Here is a 16,278-nt window from a genome sequence, read left to right on the forward strand (position 1 = left end):
AGGTTGCCGGCCAGCGGCCGGCACTACCGATTGCGTTGCATGACCTTGGTCATGCGGCAATCGTCTGGCTGATTGGCTACCATTGACGCCCCGTCGCTCGCGCGGCGGCATCCAGCCACACCGCGTCGCGGTCCCGCCAGACACTCCCCTCCCCCGTTGCCCGCTGCGCATGATGCGCGACCGGGCGTACATGTCCCTGCGCGTGCGCAGGGCGCAGGATGCCCCATGTCCGCTGTTGAGCCGTCCCGTAGCACCCCGCCCCGTTCCCGCCGCGCGTGGGTGATCGCCGCCGCCGTCATCGTCGCCGGCCTGGTGGCCTGGTGGGCGTGGCCGCGCACCGAAGCGACCGTGGCCGCAGGCCCGGGCAAGACGGTGCCGGTGCGCGTGGCCCGTGCCAGCGCCGAACCGCTGCAGCTGCGCCTGAAGGCCGTCGGCACGGTCACCCCGCTGCACAGCGTGGTGGTGCGCAGCCGCGTGGATGGCGAACTGCTGCGCCTGCACTTCCAGGAAGGCCAGCAGGTGAACGCCGGCGACCTGCTCGCACAGATCGACCCACGCCCGTATGAAGTGAAGCTGGCGCAGGCGCAGGGCACCCAGCAGCAGAATCTTGCGGAACTCGAGAATGCCGAACGCCAGCTGCAGCGCTACCGCGAACTGCAGAAACAGAACTACGTATCCGGGCAGGAACTGAGCGACCAGCAGAGCAAGGTGCGGCAGCTGCAGGGCCGCCGCATCAGCGACCAGGCCTCGGTGGATGAGGCAAGGCTGCAGCTGCAGTACACCCGCATCACTGCGCCGGTCAGTGGCCGCGTCGGCCTGCGCCGGCTGGATGTCGGCAACCTGGTGCACGCCAGCGATACCGAAGGCCTGGTGACCCTGGCGCAGACCGCGCCGATCAGCGTGCTGTTCACCGTGCCCGAACCCGAACTGCCGGCCCTGCTCGATGCCGTGCAGGCACAGGCCGGCCTGCCAGTGGAAGCCTGGGACCGCGGCGAAAGCAAGGCGCTTGCACAGGGCACGCTGTCCAGCGTCGACAACCGCATCGACACCGCGACCGGCACGCTGAAGCTGCGCGCGCAGTTCGACAATGCCGGCCTGGCGCTGTTCCCCAACCAGTTCGTCAACGTGCGCCTGCAGCTGGGCGAACATCCGGCGCTGCTGATTCCCGATGCGGCCGTGCAGTTCGGCAGCCAGGGCAACTACGTGCACATCGTCGACAAGGACAACAAGGCGCAGCGCCGCACCGTGGTGCTGGGGCCGGCCGATGAGGGCCGAGTGGCCGTGCGCTCCGGCCTGCAGGCCGGCGACCAGGTGGTGATTGAAGGCATCGACGGCCTGGAAGATGGCACCGCGGTGGAAATCGTGGCCGAACCCGCTGCCACGGCGAAGGCGGCCAAGGCCGGCGCATGAACCTGTCGCGCCCGTTCATCCTGCGCCCGGTCGCCACCACCCTGCTGATGGTGGCGCTGCTGCTGTCGGGCGTGCTGGCCTACCGCCTGCTGCCGGTGGCGGCGCTGCCGCAGGTCGATTACCCGATCATCCAGATCACCACGCTGTACCCGGGCGCCAGCCCGGAACTGACCACGCGCACGATCACCGCGCCACTGGAACGCCAGCTCGGCCAGATTCCCGGCCTGAAGCAGCTGTCCTCCACCAGCTCCGGGGGTGCCTCGGTCATCACCCTGCAGTTCGGCCTGGAGGTGTCGCTGGGCGTGGCCGAGCAGGACGTGCAGGCGGCGATCAATGCGGCCGGCAGCTTCCTGCCCGGCGATCTGCCGGTGCCGCCGGTGTACCGCAAGGTCAACCCGGCCGACACGCCCATCCTCACCCTGGCGGTGACCTCGCAGGCGCTTGCGCTGCCGCAGGTGCACGACCTGGTGGATACCCGCATCGCGCAGCGCCTGGCGCAGCTGCCCGGCGTCGGCCTGGTCAGCCTGGCCGGTGGCCAGCGCCCCGCTGTGCGCATCCAGGTGAATCCGGCTGCACTGGCTGCCAACGGCCTGGGCATGGACCACATCCGCACCGCGATCGCGGCGGCCAACGTCAACCTGCCCAAGGGCAGTTTCGATGGCCCGATCCGCGCGGTGATGCTCGATGCCAATGACCAGATGCGCAGCGTGGAGGAGTACCGCGCGCTGGTGCTGGCCTGGCGCGAAGGCGCGCCGCTGCGGCTGGGCGACGTGGCCACCATCACCGATGGCGCCGAGAACCGCCAGCTGGCCGCCTGGAGCGGCACCACGCCGGCGGTGCTGGTGAACATCCAGCGCCAGCCCGGCGCGAACGTGATCGCCGTGGTCGAACAGGTGCGCACGCTGCTGCCGCAGCTGCAGGCCACGCTGCCGGCCGGCGTGCAGATGAACGTGCTGAGCGACCGCACCGAATCGATCCGCGCCTCCGTGCGCGGCGTGCAGAAGGAACTGGTGCTGGCCATCGGCCTGGTGGTGCTGGTCACCTGGGTGTTCCTGCGCAACCTGCCGACCACGCTCATTCCCAGCGTCGCGGTGCCGCTGTCGCTCATCGGCACGTTCGCGGTGATGCTGCTGGCCGGCTATTCGCTCAACAACCTCACGCTGATGGCGCTGACCATCGCCACCGGCTTCGTCGTGGACGATGCCATCGTGATGCTGGAGAACATCGCCCGCCATCTGGAAGAAGGCGAAAGCCCACGCGAAGCCGCGCTGAAGGGTGCGGCCGAGATCGGCTTCACCCTGGTCTCGCTTACCGTGTCGCTGATCGCGGTGCTGATCCCGCTGCTGTTCATGGCCGACCTGGTGGGCGCGCTGTTCCATGAGTTCGCGGTGACATTGGCGGTGGCCATCGGCATCTCGCTGCTGGTGTCGCTCACCCTGACGCCGATGCTGTGCGCGCGGTTCCTCAAGCCGCATGCGAAGACCGCGCACGCGCCGGATGTGTTCGACAGCATCATCGCCGTCTACGGCCGCCAGCTGCAGTGGGTGCTGCAGCGCCAGCCGCTGATGCTGCTGGCCACCGTCGCTACGCTGGCGCTGACCGTGGCGCTGTACTTCGCCGTGCCCAAGGGCTTCTTCCCGGTGCAGGATGCCGGCCTGGTGCAGGGCATCAGCGAAGCACCGCAGGCCATCTCGTTCCAGGCCATGCGCGAGCGCCAGCAGGCGCTGGCGGCGGCCATCGAAGCGGACGAGGCGGTGGCCAGCGTGTCGTCCTACATCGGCGTGGACGGCAACAACGCCACGCTCAACACCGGCCGCCTGCTGATCGAGCTGAAGCCGCATGGCGACCGCGACGGCGCCGCCGTGGTGATGGAGCGCCTGCAGCAGCGCGTGTCGAACATCCCCGGCATCACCCTGTACCTGCAGCCGGTGCAGGAGCTGGGCATCGAAGACCGCATCAGCCGCAACCAGTACCAGTTCACCCTCACCACGCCGGAACAGCAGACGCTGGAAACGTGGACGCCGAAGCTGCTGCAGGCCCTGCGCCAGCACCCGGCTCTGCGCGATGTGGCCAGCGACCTGCAGATGCAGGGCCGGCAGGCACGGGTGAACATCGACCGCGATGCGGCCGCGCGGCTGGGCGTCAGCGTGGAAGCAGTGGCCGACGCACTGTACGACGCCTACGGGCAGCGGCAGATTTCCACCATCTTCACCCAGGCCAGCCAGTACCGCGTGGTGCTGGAAGCCGATCCGTCACGCCAGCCCGGGCCCGATGCCATCAGCGGCCTGCGCGTGCGCAACAGCACCGGGCAGACCGTGCCGCTGGGCGCGGTGGCGCGGGTGGAACTGGGGCCGGCCGCGCTGCTGCGCAACCATGTCGGCCAGTTCCCGGCGGCCACGATCTCGTTCAACCTGGCACCGGGCGCATCACTGGGCGAAGCCACCGCGGCCGTGGAAGCGGCGCGCGCGCAGATTGCGTTGCCCGACAGCGTCGAACTGCGCCTGCAGGGCGCGGCGGCGGCGTTCAGCAGTTCGCTGTCGTCCACGCTGTGGCTGATCCTGGCCGCGGTGGTGGTGATGTACATCGTGCTGGGCGTGCTCTATGAAAGCTTCGTGCACCCGATCACCATCCTGTCCACGCTGCCATCGGCCACCGTGGGCGCGCTGGCGGCACTGTGGGTGAGCGGGCGCAGCCTGGACCTGATCGCCGTGATCGGCATCGTGCTGCTCATCGGCCTGGTGAAGAAGAACGCGATCATGATGATCGACTTCGCGCTGGACGCGCAGCGCACGCGTGGCATGACGCCACGCGAGGCGATCCACCAGGCGGCCCTGCTGCGCTTCCGTCCCATCCTGATGACCACGCTGGCTGCACTGTTCGGCGCGGTGCCGCTGATGCTGGCCAGTGGTTCCGGCGCGGAACTGCGGCAGCCGCTGGGCTGGGTGATGGTCGGCGGCCTGCTGGTCAGCCAGGTGCTGACCCTGTTCACCACGCCGGTCATCTACCTGGCCTTCGACCGCCTGCAGCGCCGGCGCTCGGCCACCCTTGCCACGCCTGAAGAGGCGCGCGCATGAGCCCCATCGCACGCCTGGCCCAGGCCTGCGTGCAGCGACCGGTGGCGACGATCCTGCTGGCAGTGGCGCTGGTCCTGGCCGGCCTGCTGGCACTGCGGCTGCTGCCGGTGGCACCGCTGCCGCAGGTGGATTACCCGGCCATCGAAGTGAGCGCCAGCCTGCCCGGCGCCTCGCCCGAATCGATGGCCGCCACCGTGGCCACGCCGCTGGAACGCGCCCTCGGCAGCCTGCCCGGCATCTCGCGCATCGATTCGGCCAGCACCCAGGGGCAGACCTCGGTGGAGCTGAATTTCGTGCTCGGCCGCGACATCGACGAAGCCGCGCGCGAAGTGCAGGCGGCGATCAACCTCGCACGCGGGCAGCTGCCCAGTGGCATGCCGGGCATGCCACAGTATCGCAAGGTGAATCCCTCGCAGGCGCCGATCCTGGCGCTGGCACTGACCTCGGACACGCTGCCGCCGGGCCAGCTGTACGACCTGGCCTCCACCGTACTGGCGCAGAAGCTTTCGCAGGTGCCGGGCGTGGGCGAAGTGCAGGTGGGCGGCAGCGCGCTGCCGGCGGTACGCGTGTCGCTGGACCCGAATGCGCTCAACCATGCCGGCCTGGCCCTGGAAGACGTGGCCCAGGTGATCGAACGCGCCAACGCAGTGCGGCCGCTGGGTGCAGTGGGCGATGACCGCCAGCACTGGCAGCTGGAGGCACCGCTGCAGCTGCGCCAGGCCGCGCAGTATCGCGCGCTGGCAGTGAAGGTGAGCGACGACCGCACGCTGCGCCTCGGCGATGTAGCGGTGGTGGCCGATGGGGTGGAAGACCGCTATGCCAGCGGCTTCCACAACGAACGCCCGGCGGTGCTGCTGATCGTCAGCCGCCAGCCCGGCGCGAACATCATCGCCACCGTCGATGCCATCCAGGCGCAGCTGCCGCAGCTGCACGCGCTGCTGCCGTCCAACGTCGACATGCGCCTGGTCATGGACCGCTCGCCGGTCATCCGCGCCACCCTGCACGAAGCCGAGCTGACCCTGGTGCTGGCCATCGCCCTGGTGGTGCTGGTGGTGCTGGCCTTCCTGGGCCACTGGCGGGCGGCACTGGTGCCCAGCGTGGCCATTCCGGTGGTGCTGTTCGGCACGCTGGCGCTGGTCGCGTTGATGGGCTTTTCGCTCAACACGCTTTCGCTGATGGCCTTGATCGTGGCCGCCGTGTTGGTGGTGGACGATGCCATCGTGGTGCTGGAAAACATCGCGCGCCACCGCGAACTTGGCGCCGACCGCTGGCAGGCCGCGGTGCGTGGCGCAGCCGAAGTGGGCGCCACGCTGCTTTCGATGAATGTCGCGCTGGCCGTGGTGTTCGTCTCCATCCTGTTCCTGGATGACTTCGTCGAGCGCCTGTTCCGCGAATTCTCGCTGACCCTGGTGGCGGCGATGAGCGTATCGGTGGTGGTTGCGCTGAGCCTGGTGCCGATGCTGTGTGCGCGCCTGTTCGTCGATGACGCGCAGCATGCCTCGCGCTGGCAGCGTGGCAGCAACGCGCTGTTCGAGCGCGTGCGTGCGGCCTACCAGCGCACGCTGCAGGCCAGCCTGCGCCACCTGCGCTGGCCGCTGCTGGTCTTCGTGGCGGTCATCGCGCTCAACGCCTGGCTATTCCAGCAGGTGCCCAAGGGCGTGGTGCCCAAGCAGGACACCGCGCAGCTGCGCGGCTTCGCGCGCGGCGACGACGGGCTCTCGTTCCAGGCCATGCAGCCGAAGATCGATGCCTACCGCAAACTGCTGCTGTCCGACCCGGCCATCGAGGACATCATCGGCTATATCGGTGGCAGCAACGGCGTCAACAACGCCTTCATCATGATCAAGATGAAGCCGCTGGCCGAGCGCAAGGTGTCCAGCCAGGAAGTGATCGACCGCCTGCGCGCGCGCCTGCCCAAGCTGCCCGGCGGCAACCTGTACCTGTGGGTGGACCAGGACATCCGCCTGGAAGGGGGCGGCAGCAGCGGCCAGTACGAATTCCAGCTGCTGTCGGCGGACATGGCGCCGCTGCGCGAGTGGGCCCCGAAGGTCGGCGCCGCGCTGCGCGCCCTGCCCGAGCTGGTGGACGTGGAAGCGCAGGGCGAGGCCGGCATGCGCCAGGTGGTGCTGGACATCGACCGCGAAGCCGCCGCGCGCCATGGCGTGGATCTGCGCACGGTGGCCAGCATGCTCAACAACTCCTTCAGCCAGCGCCAGGTCGCCACGCTCTACGACAGCCTCAACCAGTACCGCGTGGTGATGGAACTGGACCCCAGGCACACCCAGGACCCGGGCACGCTGGCGCGCCTGCAGGTGGTGGATGGCACGGGCCAGCGCATTCCGCTGTCGACCATCGCCAGCTGGCGCTATGGCATGGCGCCGGACCGCATCTACCACAGCGAACAGTTCGCCTCGATCTGGATCGAATTCGCATTGGCGCCGGGTGTCGGCCTGGAGCAGGCCACGCAGGCCATCAACACCGCCATGGCAAAGCTGATGCTGCCGCGCACCGTGCAGGCCAAGCTGTCCGGCGAAGCCGGTGGCCTGGACAGCCTGCGCGCGCGCCAGCTGTGGCTGGTGCTGGGCGCCACGCTGGCGGTCTACCTGGTGCTGGGCATCCTGTACGAGAGCTTCCTGCAGCCGCTGGTGATCCTGTCCACCCTGCCCTCGGCCGGCATCGGCGCGCTGCTGGCACTGTGGGTGTTCGGCAACGAACTGAACCTGATCGCCCTGCTCGGCTTGTTCCTGCTGGTGGGCGTGGTGATGAAGAACACCATCCTGCTGGTGGATTTCGCCCTGGCCGGCGAACGCCGTGGCCTGAGCGCGCACGACGCGGTGATGGATGCGGCCCGGCTTCGCCTGCGGCCGATCCTGATGACTTCACTGGCGGCGCTGCTCGGCACGCTGCCGCTGATGCTCGCCAATGGCGAGGGCTGGGAGCTGCGGCAGCCGCTGGGCATCGCGATCGTGGGCGGCCTGCTGGTCAGCCAGTGGCTGACGTTGTACACGACGCCGGCGATGTATCTGGCGTTGGCGAGGGTGCGGAAAAGGAAGGCCACGTAGAGTCGAGCCATGCTCGACTGCGTTCTGCGTCAGTCGAGCATGGATCGACTACAGAAAGGCGGATCAGCGCGCTGATCGGGCAGGCCCTCTCGGCGTGCCGGGTGTGGCCCTACGGCTTCTCGCCACACGCCGTGCAGGCTTGGTTGCAGCTTCCCGCGGCGGGTCCAGCAATGGCACCACCGTGCCCGTGCGCTCGGCAAGCCATCGCACCACGTCCGGTTTCTCCGTCGCCAGCGCGAGCAGCATCGTCGTGGCATCGTCAGGATACGTTGCTTCATTCTCGTAACGGGAAAACGCGATTGCGCCTTTTCCAAAGAGCTTGGCCGCTGCGCGCTGGGTCAAGCCATAGCGCCGCCGGAGCGCCAGCACATCTTCGCCCAGCAGCAGGCCCCCATAGTGTTCACGCCGTGCGGCAAGCCTGCTGAGGTTTTCGATCTGCTGCACCGCACTGGTTGCCGTAGCGCCACAAGCGGGGCACTGCATCACCAGCAGCTCGACCACTACGCGGTGGCCGCGTGGATTGAAATGCCGTTCGCGCGTGGATGCCACCAGTTGCACCTGCTGGCAGGCGGGACACATCCGAGGGGTATCTTTGTTCATGGTGTGCTCCGGTCAAGCGTATGGCGCTCTACAAATGGCAACTGAGAAAAACGATCCGCAGACTTCCATCCTGGCCAACTGAAAACTTGAGGTAGTAGTTGATGTCCGATCGGTTGATCCGGCACTTCCGCACATCGTCGTAGCGGATGGCGTAGGCGTCGCATGGATGCCAGTTGCCCCGTTGGTCTGTGCACCATTCCGATCCTCTGTAGTCCTCTGCGTGCAGGCGCACCAGACAGTCCAGCAGATCGCCCAGCGTCCAACGCAGGTTTTCCAGATCCCTCTGTGCTTTGTGGGTGGCCACCCAGACATCGTCCGGCTGCAACCCGCCTGTGTGCACGCATTGCTGCAAGGCCGGCAGATCAATCAAGGGCAACCCGCGAACACTGATCGCCCGGCGCGACGTCCCGGAGTCCTGGAGCCGCTGCAATTGTGTCGGATCAACCCTCCACAACACCGGCTTTAATTTATCACCGTGATAAGTTTCGTCAAGTCCATAGCCACGCTTCCGCTCCTGCCGCCCTAGGTTGGCGCTCCCCGGACGGACAACCGTGAGGCGCAGGCAGGGCAAGGGGAATGGCCGTTTGCGGCAGGCAGCGCCGGGCACGGTCGAGACTCGTCTGCAGCCTGCAGATTCTTCAGTGGAATCAGTGAGGTACGGTTTCGATGGATGCCTGCCAGGCGCAGGATCATCGATAGCCGGGAGCGCCCAGGCGGCGCTGATGTGGTTGCCGACGGGTCGTAGCCGTCATGGGCGGGCAATCATCCACGCATGGCGTGGATCTACTGCGTCAGTCGAGCATGGCCCGACGCTACAAAAACCGGTATCACCACCCCGGCGATGTACCTGGCGCTGTCGTACTTACGCAGCGCCAGGCGCATCGCCGGTGCGGACGGGCCGGTCTCCAACTCCGACCGACCCTGATCGCGGCCGCACCCCCGCAGGCGCTGGCCGCCATCCACACACGTGCCGCACTCAAGCGGCTTCGGACACCTTCACTTCACGACGGGCGCGCACGGCAGCGGCCAGGCGCTCCAGCACCTGTACGGTGGTGTCCCAATCAATGCAGCCATCGGTGATGCTCTGGCCGTAGACCAGTGGCTGGCCTTCCACCAGTTCCTGGCGGCCACCGACCAGATGGCTTTCCACCATCACGCCCACGATGCGCTGTTCGCCGTCTTCCAGCTGGGTGGCGATGTCCTCGATCACTTTCGGCTGGTTTTCGGGGTTCTTGAGGCTGTTGGCGTGGCTGGCATCGATCATCAGGCGCGTCGGCAGCTTGGCCTTGGCCAGTGCCTGGCAGGCCTCGCCGACGCTGGCTGCGTCGTAGTTCGGCTGCTTGCCACCGCGCAGGATCACATGGCAATCCGGGTTGCCGGTGGTCGACACGATGGCGGTGCCGCCCTGCTTGGTGACCGACAGGAAGTGATGCGGGTTCGATGCTGCGCCCACGGCATCGGCGGCAATCTTGACGTTGCCGTCGGTGCCGTTCTTGAAGCCGACCGGGCAGGACAAGCCCGAAGCGAGTTCGCGGTGCACCTGGCTTTCAGTGGTACGTGCACCGATGGCACCCCACGCAACCAGGTCGGCGATGTACTGCGGCGAGATCACATCGAGGAACTCGACGCCGGCCGGCAGGCCCAGCTTGTTGATATCACGCAGCAGGCCGCGGGCAATGCGCAGGCCCTTGTCGATCTTGAAGCTGCCATCCAGGTCCGGATCGTTGATCAGGCCCTTCCAGCCCACCGTGGTGCGCGGCTTTTCGAAGTACACGCGCATGACGATTTCCAGTTCGCCGGCCAGCACATCGCGCAGGGGCTTCAGGCGCTGGGCGTATTCGATGGCCGCGTGCGGGTCGTGGATCGAGCACGGGCCCACCACCACCGCCAGGCGGTCGTCGCGGCCGTGCAGGATCTCGTGCAGGGCCGCGCGCGAGGCGCTGACGGTGTCGGAGGCTTCATCGTCGCAGGGCAGCATCGCCAGCAGCTGGGCGGGCGGTGTCAGCGGTTCAATGGTGCGGATGCGCAGGTCGTCGGTGTGCGGGGGCATTGCGGGGGTTCTCCGGAACGTTGGGGGCCCCCAGCGTGGCGACATGAAAAAAGCCGCCAGGTTCGCTGGCGGCTTTCGGGAATGCGTCTGAAGGTTTCTTCAGGGTGAACGCAGTCCTTCCTCCGCCAGAGGCTTCGGAAAGTAATACCAATAAAAGTTGGCGTTGACGGCGTTCATGGGGTGTATTGATAGCACAGCTTTTGCGCAGTGCAAAATGTTTCATCGGCAACTGCGGGAGCTGTTCAGGCAGTGGCCGAGTCAGCGTTTGCCGTGCACTTCCACGTCCAGCAGCAGGCCTTCGTGGATGTCCACCCAGCGCTCCACCACGCGGTCCAGTTCTTTCTGTGCCTCGTCCAGCTGCTCGGGGTTGAGCAGTGCGCGGGCGGTGTAGAGATCAGAGACGAGCTGGCGCAGGGTCGATTCCAGGATGGCCACCGACGGCCCTTCCAGCCCCGGCAACTGCAGTGCCGGGCTTTCGCCAAGGGTTCCGTACAGCGTGACCTGGAGCTTGCTCTGCATGATCGACTTCCCTGCGGGTGGACATGGGCAATCGTCATGTTTACCGCGTATTGGTGACAGGCGCATGTGCCCTGGCCTGCTCAGCCTCATTCGGCAGTGGCCAGTGTGAACGCCGTACGGTGGCAGCCGTGTAAGGAACCGACGATGACGCCTTCCCCCCAACTTCTGGAAGGTTCGTTGCGGCTCCCCTGAGGCGCCGGTATAGTGAGCGCCGACTACGCAGACAGCAGAAAATTTGTCGGCGGAGCTGCGAAGTCCCGTAGGGGGCATATGAAGGGAAATTGTTGGCGCCGGGGCTGTTCGCTTGAGTGCGGAAGCCTGCCAATGAGGCCGTCCTTCCTACGTAGTCACTTCAGCATCTTTCGTTTCTTGGCCTCGGTCACGTGATAGCACGTCACCGGGGCCAAGTATCTTCTGGATCCAGAAACACGGATTTCCAGTACCGCCGTCGCGTAGTACGGCGTACCCCCGATGTATAGCTTCTGGTGCGTGTTGAGCATGACGGACTGCTGCTCGCTTCGCCGTGGTGCAGCGTCGGAACCGCCCGGCGGATTGCATCTCATGAGGCTACGCGGGCTGTACGCTTTGGCCAGAAGCTCTTCGATCTCGGAACGCATCAGGCCGTCTTTCTGCCTACGGGCATCCAGAACGTGCCGTATTTCACCGGGACCAAGCATGACCGCGTAGCAGTTCAACCGTAACCAGCCGTTCTCGTCACAGACTCGATCGACGTCATCGCACTGTTTGGGCGTGAGGAGGTACGCAAACGCGGGAGCATGCACATCCTCTGCACCACTGGAAGTCTGCCCGTCGACGAATCGAACAAGCTCGCGAATGCAATCTGCGAGTGCATATTCCTGGATGACTGACATGATGCTCGCCCTCCATGCGAGCTTCGACTTCCCGCCAACGTGGGCAGCCAGAAATTGTCCCAGAACACTTGAGTTCATTCGCCGGGAAGAAGCGTCATTCTGGAGGACGCATCATTTGCGCGTTCATTGATCGTGTCGGGAATGACCTGCATGAAGGAACGCTGCGTGACGCATCTGTTCCTTCTCACGTGCGAAGTTCAACCGCAGAAAAATACGGGTGAAACAGCGGATTTCATGGCTTCCTGCGTATGCAATACTGCGCCGCGTTTTCATGGCTGTCGCGGATGCCCTTGGTGCTGCGCGCAGGCATGTGCACTAGATGGATTGCCACCGAAAACGGGTGGCCGGGTCTGGAAGCCCGTGCAACAGAAGAAACGTTTGCCAGCCGGCGCCGCGTGTTGCGGCGCCGGCTGGCATATCGTCCGCGTTCCATGGCGGGCGGTGCGTGGGGACCCAAGGGTCCACCGGTTTACTTCTGTTTCCCGGCTTCCAGACACGTACCGTCCGCCACCTATTCCGGTGGCGCTGCCGTCTTTTCTGTACGGAGCACATGCCATGAATGCAAAGCACGTCCCTTTTCCGGGCCGCAACCACGACGATTCGACCAGCACCAACGCCGACGACGCCGCGCTTGATCCCCACAGTTTCATCGCAAGCCTGCAACGCATCGGCGCGGGTGCCGGCAGCGATGGCCATCCCTGGCCCGAGCCCAATCTGGCGATCGGTCGGCGCATCCAGTTGTCCGATGGCGATTGCGCGCTTGCCGGGCTGCGTATCGTGCATGAGGTGCTGCTGGCCGCCGAGCGCAGCCGCCAGAGCGGCGGACCGGAACATGATGTTGGTCCACGCGTGATGGAAGGTCTGATGATGGCCTGCCTGGAACTGGGCACGCATGCGGCCGAGCGGGTGCGGCCGCGGTAGTCAGGCACTGGCGGAGTACTGGAGAGCCGCCGGGCATGGCCCGGCGCTACCTGGTTGCATGGGAGGCTTCATCCACGCATGGCGTGGATCTACGACGCGTAGCCGGAATGGCGGGCAGGAACATGATGTCGGCCCGCGCGTGATGGAAGGCCTGATGATGGCCTGCCTGGAACTAAGTACGCACGTGGCCGAGCGGGTGCGTCCGCGGTAGTCAGGCAGTGGCGGATGACTGGGGAGACGCCGGGCATGGCCCGGCGCTATCGGGTGGCGTGGAGGTTCAGCCACGCGTGACGTGGATCTACTCGCGGGTCGCCAGATCGTGCAGGTGCTGCGGCATTTCGTCCACGGGGCCGACCGTGTTGGTGGTGGTGAAGTACTCATGCCAGCCTGTGGCGCTGATGCCGGCGACCAGTGCATCGGCGTCGGCGCGGCTGGCGCACTGCCAGACGGCATAGAACTGATCGGCGCTGCCATGCGGCACATCGCGGGCGACGCGGCCCATTGCCAACGGGGCGATTCGCGCCGCGTCGAACTGCTGCATGCCGGCGCCGATGCGGGCAAAGAAGGCGCTGCGTTGCTCGGGCGGGAGTGCAGCCCAGGCGGGAGTTGCGGTGTAGTGCTCGATGAGGATGTGGGGCATTGGGGCCTTCCTTGGGTTGGTGGTGTTGGATCGTCCGCCGGGCATGGCCCGGCGCTACCGAAGGGAGCGTTGGGCGCGCTTGCGGATGTACGTGTTTGCTGCGCTGCTGTGTTCGCGCTGCCAGCGCGCGCAGAGGTCGCGCACCCACTCGGGTTGTGTCTTGCTGGCATCGTTGAGCCAGTTGCCCACCGCGTCCTGCACGTAGCGCTCGGGGTCGTTCGCCAGGGCGTCCAGCAGCGGCAGTGCGTGTTGCGGTTGTTGCTTGAAGAGGGCGATGTGCGTGGCCCAGACGCCGCGCGGGCGCAGTGCTTCGCAGGCGAAGCGGCGCAGGTAGGGTGAGGCTTCATGCGCCCACGGCAGCAGCAGTTGCAGCGCCTGCTGTGGCGCCGCCACGAGATCGGTACGCACCGCCAACCACGCCCATTCGCGTACGCCGAAGTGCGCGTCATCGGCCAGTGGCTGCATCGCCTGCAGTTTCCCGGCCAGCGCCAGCGTGGCATCACTGCCGATGAGGTAGCAGGCCCAACCGCGCACGGTGTCCGAGGGATGCGACTGCCAGCGCGCGGGGTCGCCCTGCCCTGCTTCGCGCAGCAGTGTTGCCGCCAGCGCCATGCGTTGGGTGATGCCCTTGCTGGCGGCATCACGCATGCGCTGCACGGCGGCGTCTGGCAGCGCTGCGACCGCGTGCAGCAGCGTTGCGAAATCCACGGCAAGACATTCGGCCAGATGCGTGCTGGCCGCCTCGCCGATATCCAATTCGTGCCTCCGCGCGGCGCTGATGGCAGCGCTCATGGCGTGGACTCGCGCCCACTGTCGGTGTGCAGCCAGACCTTGCCCAGCAGCTGCGAAAGCTGCGCCTGTTCGGTGGCATCCAGGCCATTGAACAGTCCGCCGATCCACTGCGTGTGCTGGTTGAACAGTTCCTCGGCAAGGCGCTTGCCGCGGGCGGTCAGCACGATCTGCAGGCGGCGGCCGTCCTCGGCATCGTGCCTGCGCTGCAGCAGGCCTTCGCGCTGCAGCCCGTCGAGCAGGCCGCTGATGGTGGCGCGGGTGACGCCTGCGCGTTCGGCCAGTTCGTGCGGCGGCAGCGTGCCGCCCGCGCCATGCAGCAGGAACAGCACGATGAAACGGCCTTCGCTGAGGCCGTGCGGGGCGAGACGGGTGGCGCAGTCGCGGTCGATGGCGGTGGACAGGGAAAGCAGCTGGAAGCACAGGCGCAGCTGGTCCAGGTTGGCGTGGCCGCGGCGGGCGGCCTCGTCGATGAGGGCGGTGTGTTTTGCTTCCAGCATTGCGGACATCTATGTGATTAGGCGGCTAATCATAATTTTGGCAGAAGCAGATTCCAAGCGGGGGGCGTCATCCACGCATGGCGTGGATCTACTGTGTCGGGTTCATCCACGCGGTGTGCCGAACGCGCCCATAAAAAAACCCCGCCTTCCGGCGGGGTTTTTCATTACGTCGGGAACGCGTGGACTTAGAAGTCCATGCCGCCCATGCCACCCATGCCGCCCATGCCACCGGCGCCACCCATGGCCGGCTCGTCCTTCTTCGGAGCTTCGGCAACCATGGCTTCGGTGGTGATCATCAGGCCAGCGATCGAGGCAGCGTTCTGCAGCGCCGAACGGGTCACCTTGGTCGGGTCCAGGATGCCGAACTGCAGCATGTCGCCGAACTCGCCGGTGGCGGCGTTGTAGCCGAAGCTGCCGGTGCCTTCCTTGACCTTGTTGATGATGACCGACGGCTCTTCGCCGGCGTTGGCCACGATTTCGCGCAGCGGGGCTTCCATCGCACGCAGGGCGATCTGGATGCCGTGGTTCTGGTCTTCGTTGGCGCCCTTCAGGCCAGCCAGCGAGGTGACCGCACGGACCAGGGCAACGCCGCCGCCCGGGACCACGCCTTCTTCAACGGCTGCACGGGTAGCGTGCAGGGCGTCGTCGACGCGATCCTTCTTTTCCTTCATTTCGATTTCGGTCGACGCGCCGACCTTGATCACGGCAACGCCGCCGGCCAGCTTGGCAACGCGTTCCTGCAGCTTCTCGCGGTCATAATCCGAGGAGGTGTCCTGGATCTGGGTCTTGATCTGGCCGACGCGTGCGTCGACGGCAGCCTTGTCACCCACGCCATCGATGATGGTGGTGTTTTCCTTGGAAACCTGCACCTTCTTGGCGCGGCCCAGGTCCTTGATGGTGGCCTTTTCCAGCGACAGGCCAACTTCTTCGGAGATCACGGTGCCGCCGGTCAGCACGGCCATGTCTTCCAGCATCGCCTTGCGACGGTCGCCGAAGCCCGGAGCCTTGACGGCCACGACCTTGACGATGCCACGGATGGTGTTGACCACCAGGGTAGCCAGCGCTTCGCCTTCGACTTCTTCGGCAACGATCAGCAGCGGCTTGCCGGCCTTGGCGACGCCTTCCAGCACCGGCAGCAGGTCACGGACGTTGGAGATCTTCTTGTCGTGCAGCAGGATGAACGGGTCATCCAGGTCAGCGGTCTGCGACTGCTGGTTGTTGATGAAGTACGGGGACAGGTAGCCGCGGTCGAACTGCATGCCCTTGACCACGTCCAGCTCGTTGTCCAGGCCCGAGCCTTCCTCAACGGTGATCACGCCTTCCTTGCCGACTTCCTTCATCGCGTCAGCGATGATCTGGCCGATCGACTCGTCCGAGTTGGCCGAGATGGTACCGACCTGGGCAATGGCCTTGTCGTCGGCGGTCGGCTTGGAGATGTTCTTCAGCTCGGCAACGGCGGCCACGACGGCCTTGTCGATACCACGCTTCAGGTCCATCGGGTTCATGCCGGCGGCCACAGCCTTGGCGCCTTCGCGGATCAGGGCCTGGGCCAGCACGGTGGCGGTGGTGGTGCCGTCGCCCGCGTCGTCGTTGGTGCGCGAAGCAACTTCCTTCACCATCTGCGCGCCCATGTTCTCGAACTTGTCAGCCAGTTCGATTTCCTTGGCGACGGAGACGCCGTCCTTGGTGATGGTCGGAGCGCCGAAGCTCTTTTCCAGCACGACGTTGCGGCCCTTCGGGCCCAGGGTGGCCTTGACGGCATTGGCGAGAACGTTGACGCCGCGCACCATGCGCGAACGGGCGTCTTCACCGAAACGAATATCCTTGGCAGCCATTGCGAT

Annotated in this window: 13 protein-coding genes; 4 read left to right on the forward strand and 9 right to left on the reverse strand. The window is 66.3% G+C overall.

All coding sequences use genetic code 11. The annotated features are described in order from the left end of the window. Window positions 1-225 precede the first annotated feature (225 nt). From AC3WL7_RS05175 to AC3WL7_RS05185, 3 genes are read left to right on the forward strand one after another with little or no spacing between them, the layout of a single operon-like run. A complete protein-coding gene (locus tag AC3WL7_RS05175) occupies window positions 226-1,410 on the forward strand; it encodes an MdtA/MuxA family multidrug efflux RND transporter periplasmic adaptor subunit (RefSeq protein ID WP_492749572.1) in 1,185 nt (394 codons plus the stop codon). Then, window positions 1,407-4,484, forward strand: coding sequence for a multidrug efflux RND transporter permease subunit (locus AC3WL7_RS05180; protein WP_492749573.1), 3,078 nt, complete (start codon window positions 1,407-1,409; stop codon window positions 4,482-4,484). Before AC3WL7_RS05175 ends, AC3WL7_RS05180 begins: the two co-directional genes overlap by 4 nt. After that, window positions 4,481-7,546: an efflux RND transporter permease subunit gene (locus AC3WL7_RS05185; protein WP_492749574.1), complete on the forward strand. Its 3,066-nt coding sequence runs from the start codon at window positions 4,481-4,483 to the stop codon at window positions 7,544-7,546. Before AC3WL7_RS05180 ends, AC3WL7_RS05185 begins: the two co-directional genes overlap by 4 nt. A 63-nt stretch (window positions 7,547-7,609) precedes the next feature. On the opposite strand, the gene AC3WL7_RS05190 is transcribed toward AC3WL7_RS05185, so the two are convergent. The 5 genes from AC3WL7_RS05190 to AC3WL7_RS05210 form a co-directional block, all read right to left on the reverse strand. Beyond that, window positions 7,610-8,146 (reverse strand): type II TA system antitoxin MqsA family protein, encoded by a 537-nt coding sequence (locus tag AC3WL7_RS05190; protein ID WP_492749575.1) that lies wholly within the window; start codon window positions 8,144-8,146, stop codon window positions 7,610-7,612. A gap of 28 nt (window positions 8,147-8,174) precedes the next feature. Beyond that, the gene (locus AC3WL7_RS05195; protein WP_492749576.1) at window positions 8,175-8,717 is read right to left on the reverse strand and encodes a hypothetical protein; all 543 of its coding nucleotides are present in this window, start codon (window positions 8,715-8,717) and stop codon (window positions 8,175-8,177) included. A gap of 405 nt (window positions 8,718-9,122) precedes the next feature. After that, window positions 9,123-10,196, reverse strand: coding sequence for a 3-deoxy-7-phosphoheptulonate synthase (locus AC3WL7_RS05200; RefSeq protein WP_492749577.1), 1,074 nt, complete (start codon window positions 10,194-10,196; stop codon window positions 9,123-9,125). 258 nt (window positions 10,197-10,454) lie between these two features. Then, window positions 10,455-10,715 carry a hypothetical protein gene (locus tag AC3WL7_RS05205; RefSeq protein WP_492749578.1) on the reverse strand — a complete coding sequence of 87 codons (261 nt, stop codon included), beginning with the start codon at window positions 10,713-10,715 and terminating at the stop codon, window positions 10,455-10,457. A 347-nt stretch (window positions 10,716-11,062) separates the two neighbouring features. Beyond that, window positions 11,063-11,587 (reverse strand): hypothetical protein, encoded by a 525-nt coding sequence (locus AC3WL7_RS05210; protein ID WP_492749579.1) that lies wholly within the window; start codon window positions 11,585-11,587, stop codon window positions 11,063-11,065. Between the two features lie 555 nt (window positions 11,588-12,142). Between AC3WL7_RS05210 and AC3WL7_RS05215 the strand changes: the two genes are divergently transcribed. Further along, window positions 12,143-12,508, forward strand: coding sequence for a hypothetical protein (locus AC3WL7_RS05215; protein WP_492749580.1), 366 nt, complete (start codon window positions 12,143-12,145; stop codon window positions 12,506-12,508). Between the two features lie 298 nt (window positions 12,509-12,806). Here AC3WL7_RS05215 and AC3WL7_RS05220 read toward each other — a convergent pair whose 3' ends face one another. The 4 genes from AC3WL7_RS05220 to groL form a co-directional block, all read right to left on the reverse strand. Next, window positions 12,807-13,148, reverse strand: coding sequence for a DUF6616 family protein (locus tag AC3WL7_RS05220; protein WP_492749581.1), 342 nt, complete (start codon window positions 13,146-13,148; stop codon window positions 12,807-12,809). A gap of 54 nt (window positions 13,149-13,202) precedes the next feature. After that, on the reverse strand, window positions 13,203-13,940 hold the full coding sequence (locus tag AC3WL7_RS05225) for a DNA alkylation repair protein (RefSeq protein ID WP_492749582.1): 738 nt from the start codon (window positions 13,938-13,940) through the stop codon (window positions 13,203-13,205). Next, on the reverse strand, window positions 13,937-14,437 hold the full coding sequence (locus AC3WL7_RS05230; RefSeq protein ID WP_492749583.1) for a MarR family winged helix-turn-helix transcriptional regulator: 501 nt from the start codon (window positions 14,435-14,437) through the stop codon (window positions 13,937-13,939). The genes AC3WL7_RS05225 and AC3WL7_RS05230 overlap by 4 nt, the downstream gene beginning before the upstream one ends. 185 nt (window positions 14,438-14,622) lie before the next feature. Then, a complete protein-coding gene (gene groL / locus AC3WL7_RS05235) occupies window positions 14,623-16,272 on the reverse strand; it encodes a chaperonin GroEL (RefSeq protein ID WP_006473018.1) in 1,650 nt (549 codons plus the stop codon). Window positions 16,273-16,278: the final 6 nt, after the last annotated feature.

This window comes from Stenotrophomonas sp. FW305-3-2-15-E-LB1 (genome assembly GCF_058787375.1).

Excerpts from the sequence above, each read along its gene's own strand:
- AC3WL7_RS05205 (WP_492749578.1), bottom strand. The coding sequence starts at position 10,715 with ATGCAGAGCAAGCTCCAGGTCACGCTGTACGGAACCCTTGGCGAAAGC.
- AC3WL7_RS05225 (WP_492749582.1), bottom strand. The coding sequence starts at position 13,940 with ATGAGCGCTGCCATCAGCGCCGCGCGGAGGCACGAATTGGATATCGGC.
- AC3WL7_RS05180 (WP_492749573.1), top strand. The coding sequence starts at position 1,407 with ATGAACCTGTCGCGCCCGTTCATCCTGCGCCCGGTCGCCACCACCCTG.
- AC3WL7_RS05210 (WP_492749579.1), bottom strand. The coding sequence starts at position 11,587 with ATGTCAGTCATCCAGGAATATGCACTCGCAGATTGCATTCGCGAGCTT.
- AC3WL7_RS05215 (WP_492749580.1), top strand. The coding sequence starts at position 12,143 with ATGAATGCAAAGCACGTCCCTTTTCCGGGCCGCAACCACGACGATTCG.
- AC3WL7_RS05175 (WP_492749572.1), top strand. The coding sequence starts at position 226 with ATGTCCGCTGTTGAGCCGTCCCGTAGCACCCCGCCCCGTTCCCGCCGC.
- AC3WL7_RS05220 (WP_492749581.1), bottom strand. The coding sequence starts at position 13,148 with ATGCCCCACATCCTCATCGAGCACTACACCGCAACTCCCGCCTGGGCT.
- AC3WL7_RS05185 (WP_492749574.1), top strand. The coding sequence starts at position 4,481 with ATGAGCCCCATCGCACGCCTGGCCCAGGCCTGCGTGCAGCGACCGGTG.
- AC3WL7_RS05230 (WP_492749583.1), bottom strand. The coding sequence starts at position 14,437 with ATGCTGGAAGCAAAACACACCGCCCTCATCGACGAGGCCGCCCGCCGC.
- groL (WP_006473018.1), bottom strand. The coding sequence starts at position 16,272 with ATGGCTGCCAAGGATATTCGTTTCGGTGAAGACGCCCGTTCGCGCATG.
- AC3WL7_RS05190 (WP_492749575.1), bottom strand. The coding sequence starts at position 8,146 with ATGAACAAAGATACCCCTCGGATGTGTCCCGCCTGCCAGCAGGTGCAA.
- AC3WL7_RS05200 (WP_492749577.1), bottom strand. The coding sequence starts at position 10,196 with ATGCCCCCGCACACCGACGACCTGCGCATCCGCACCATTGAACCGCTG.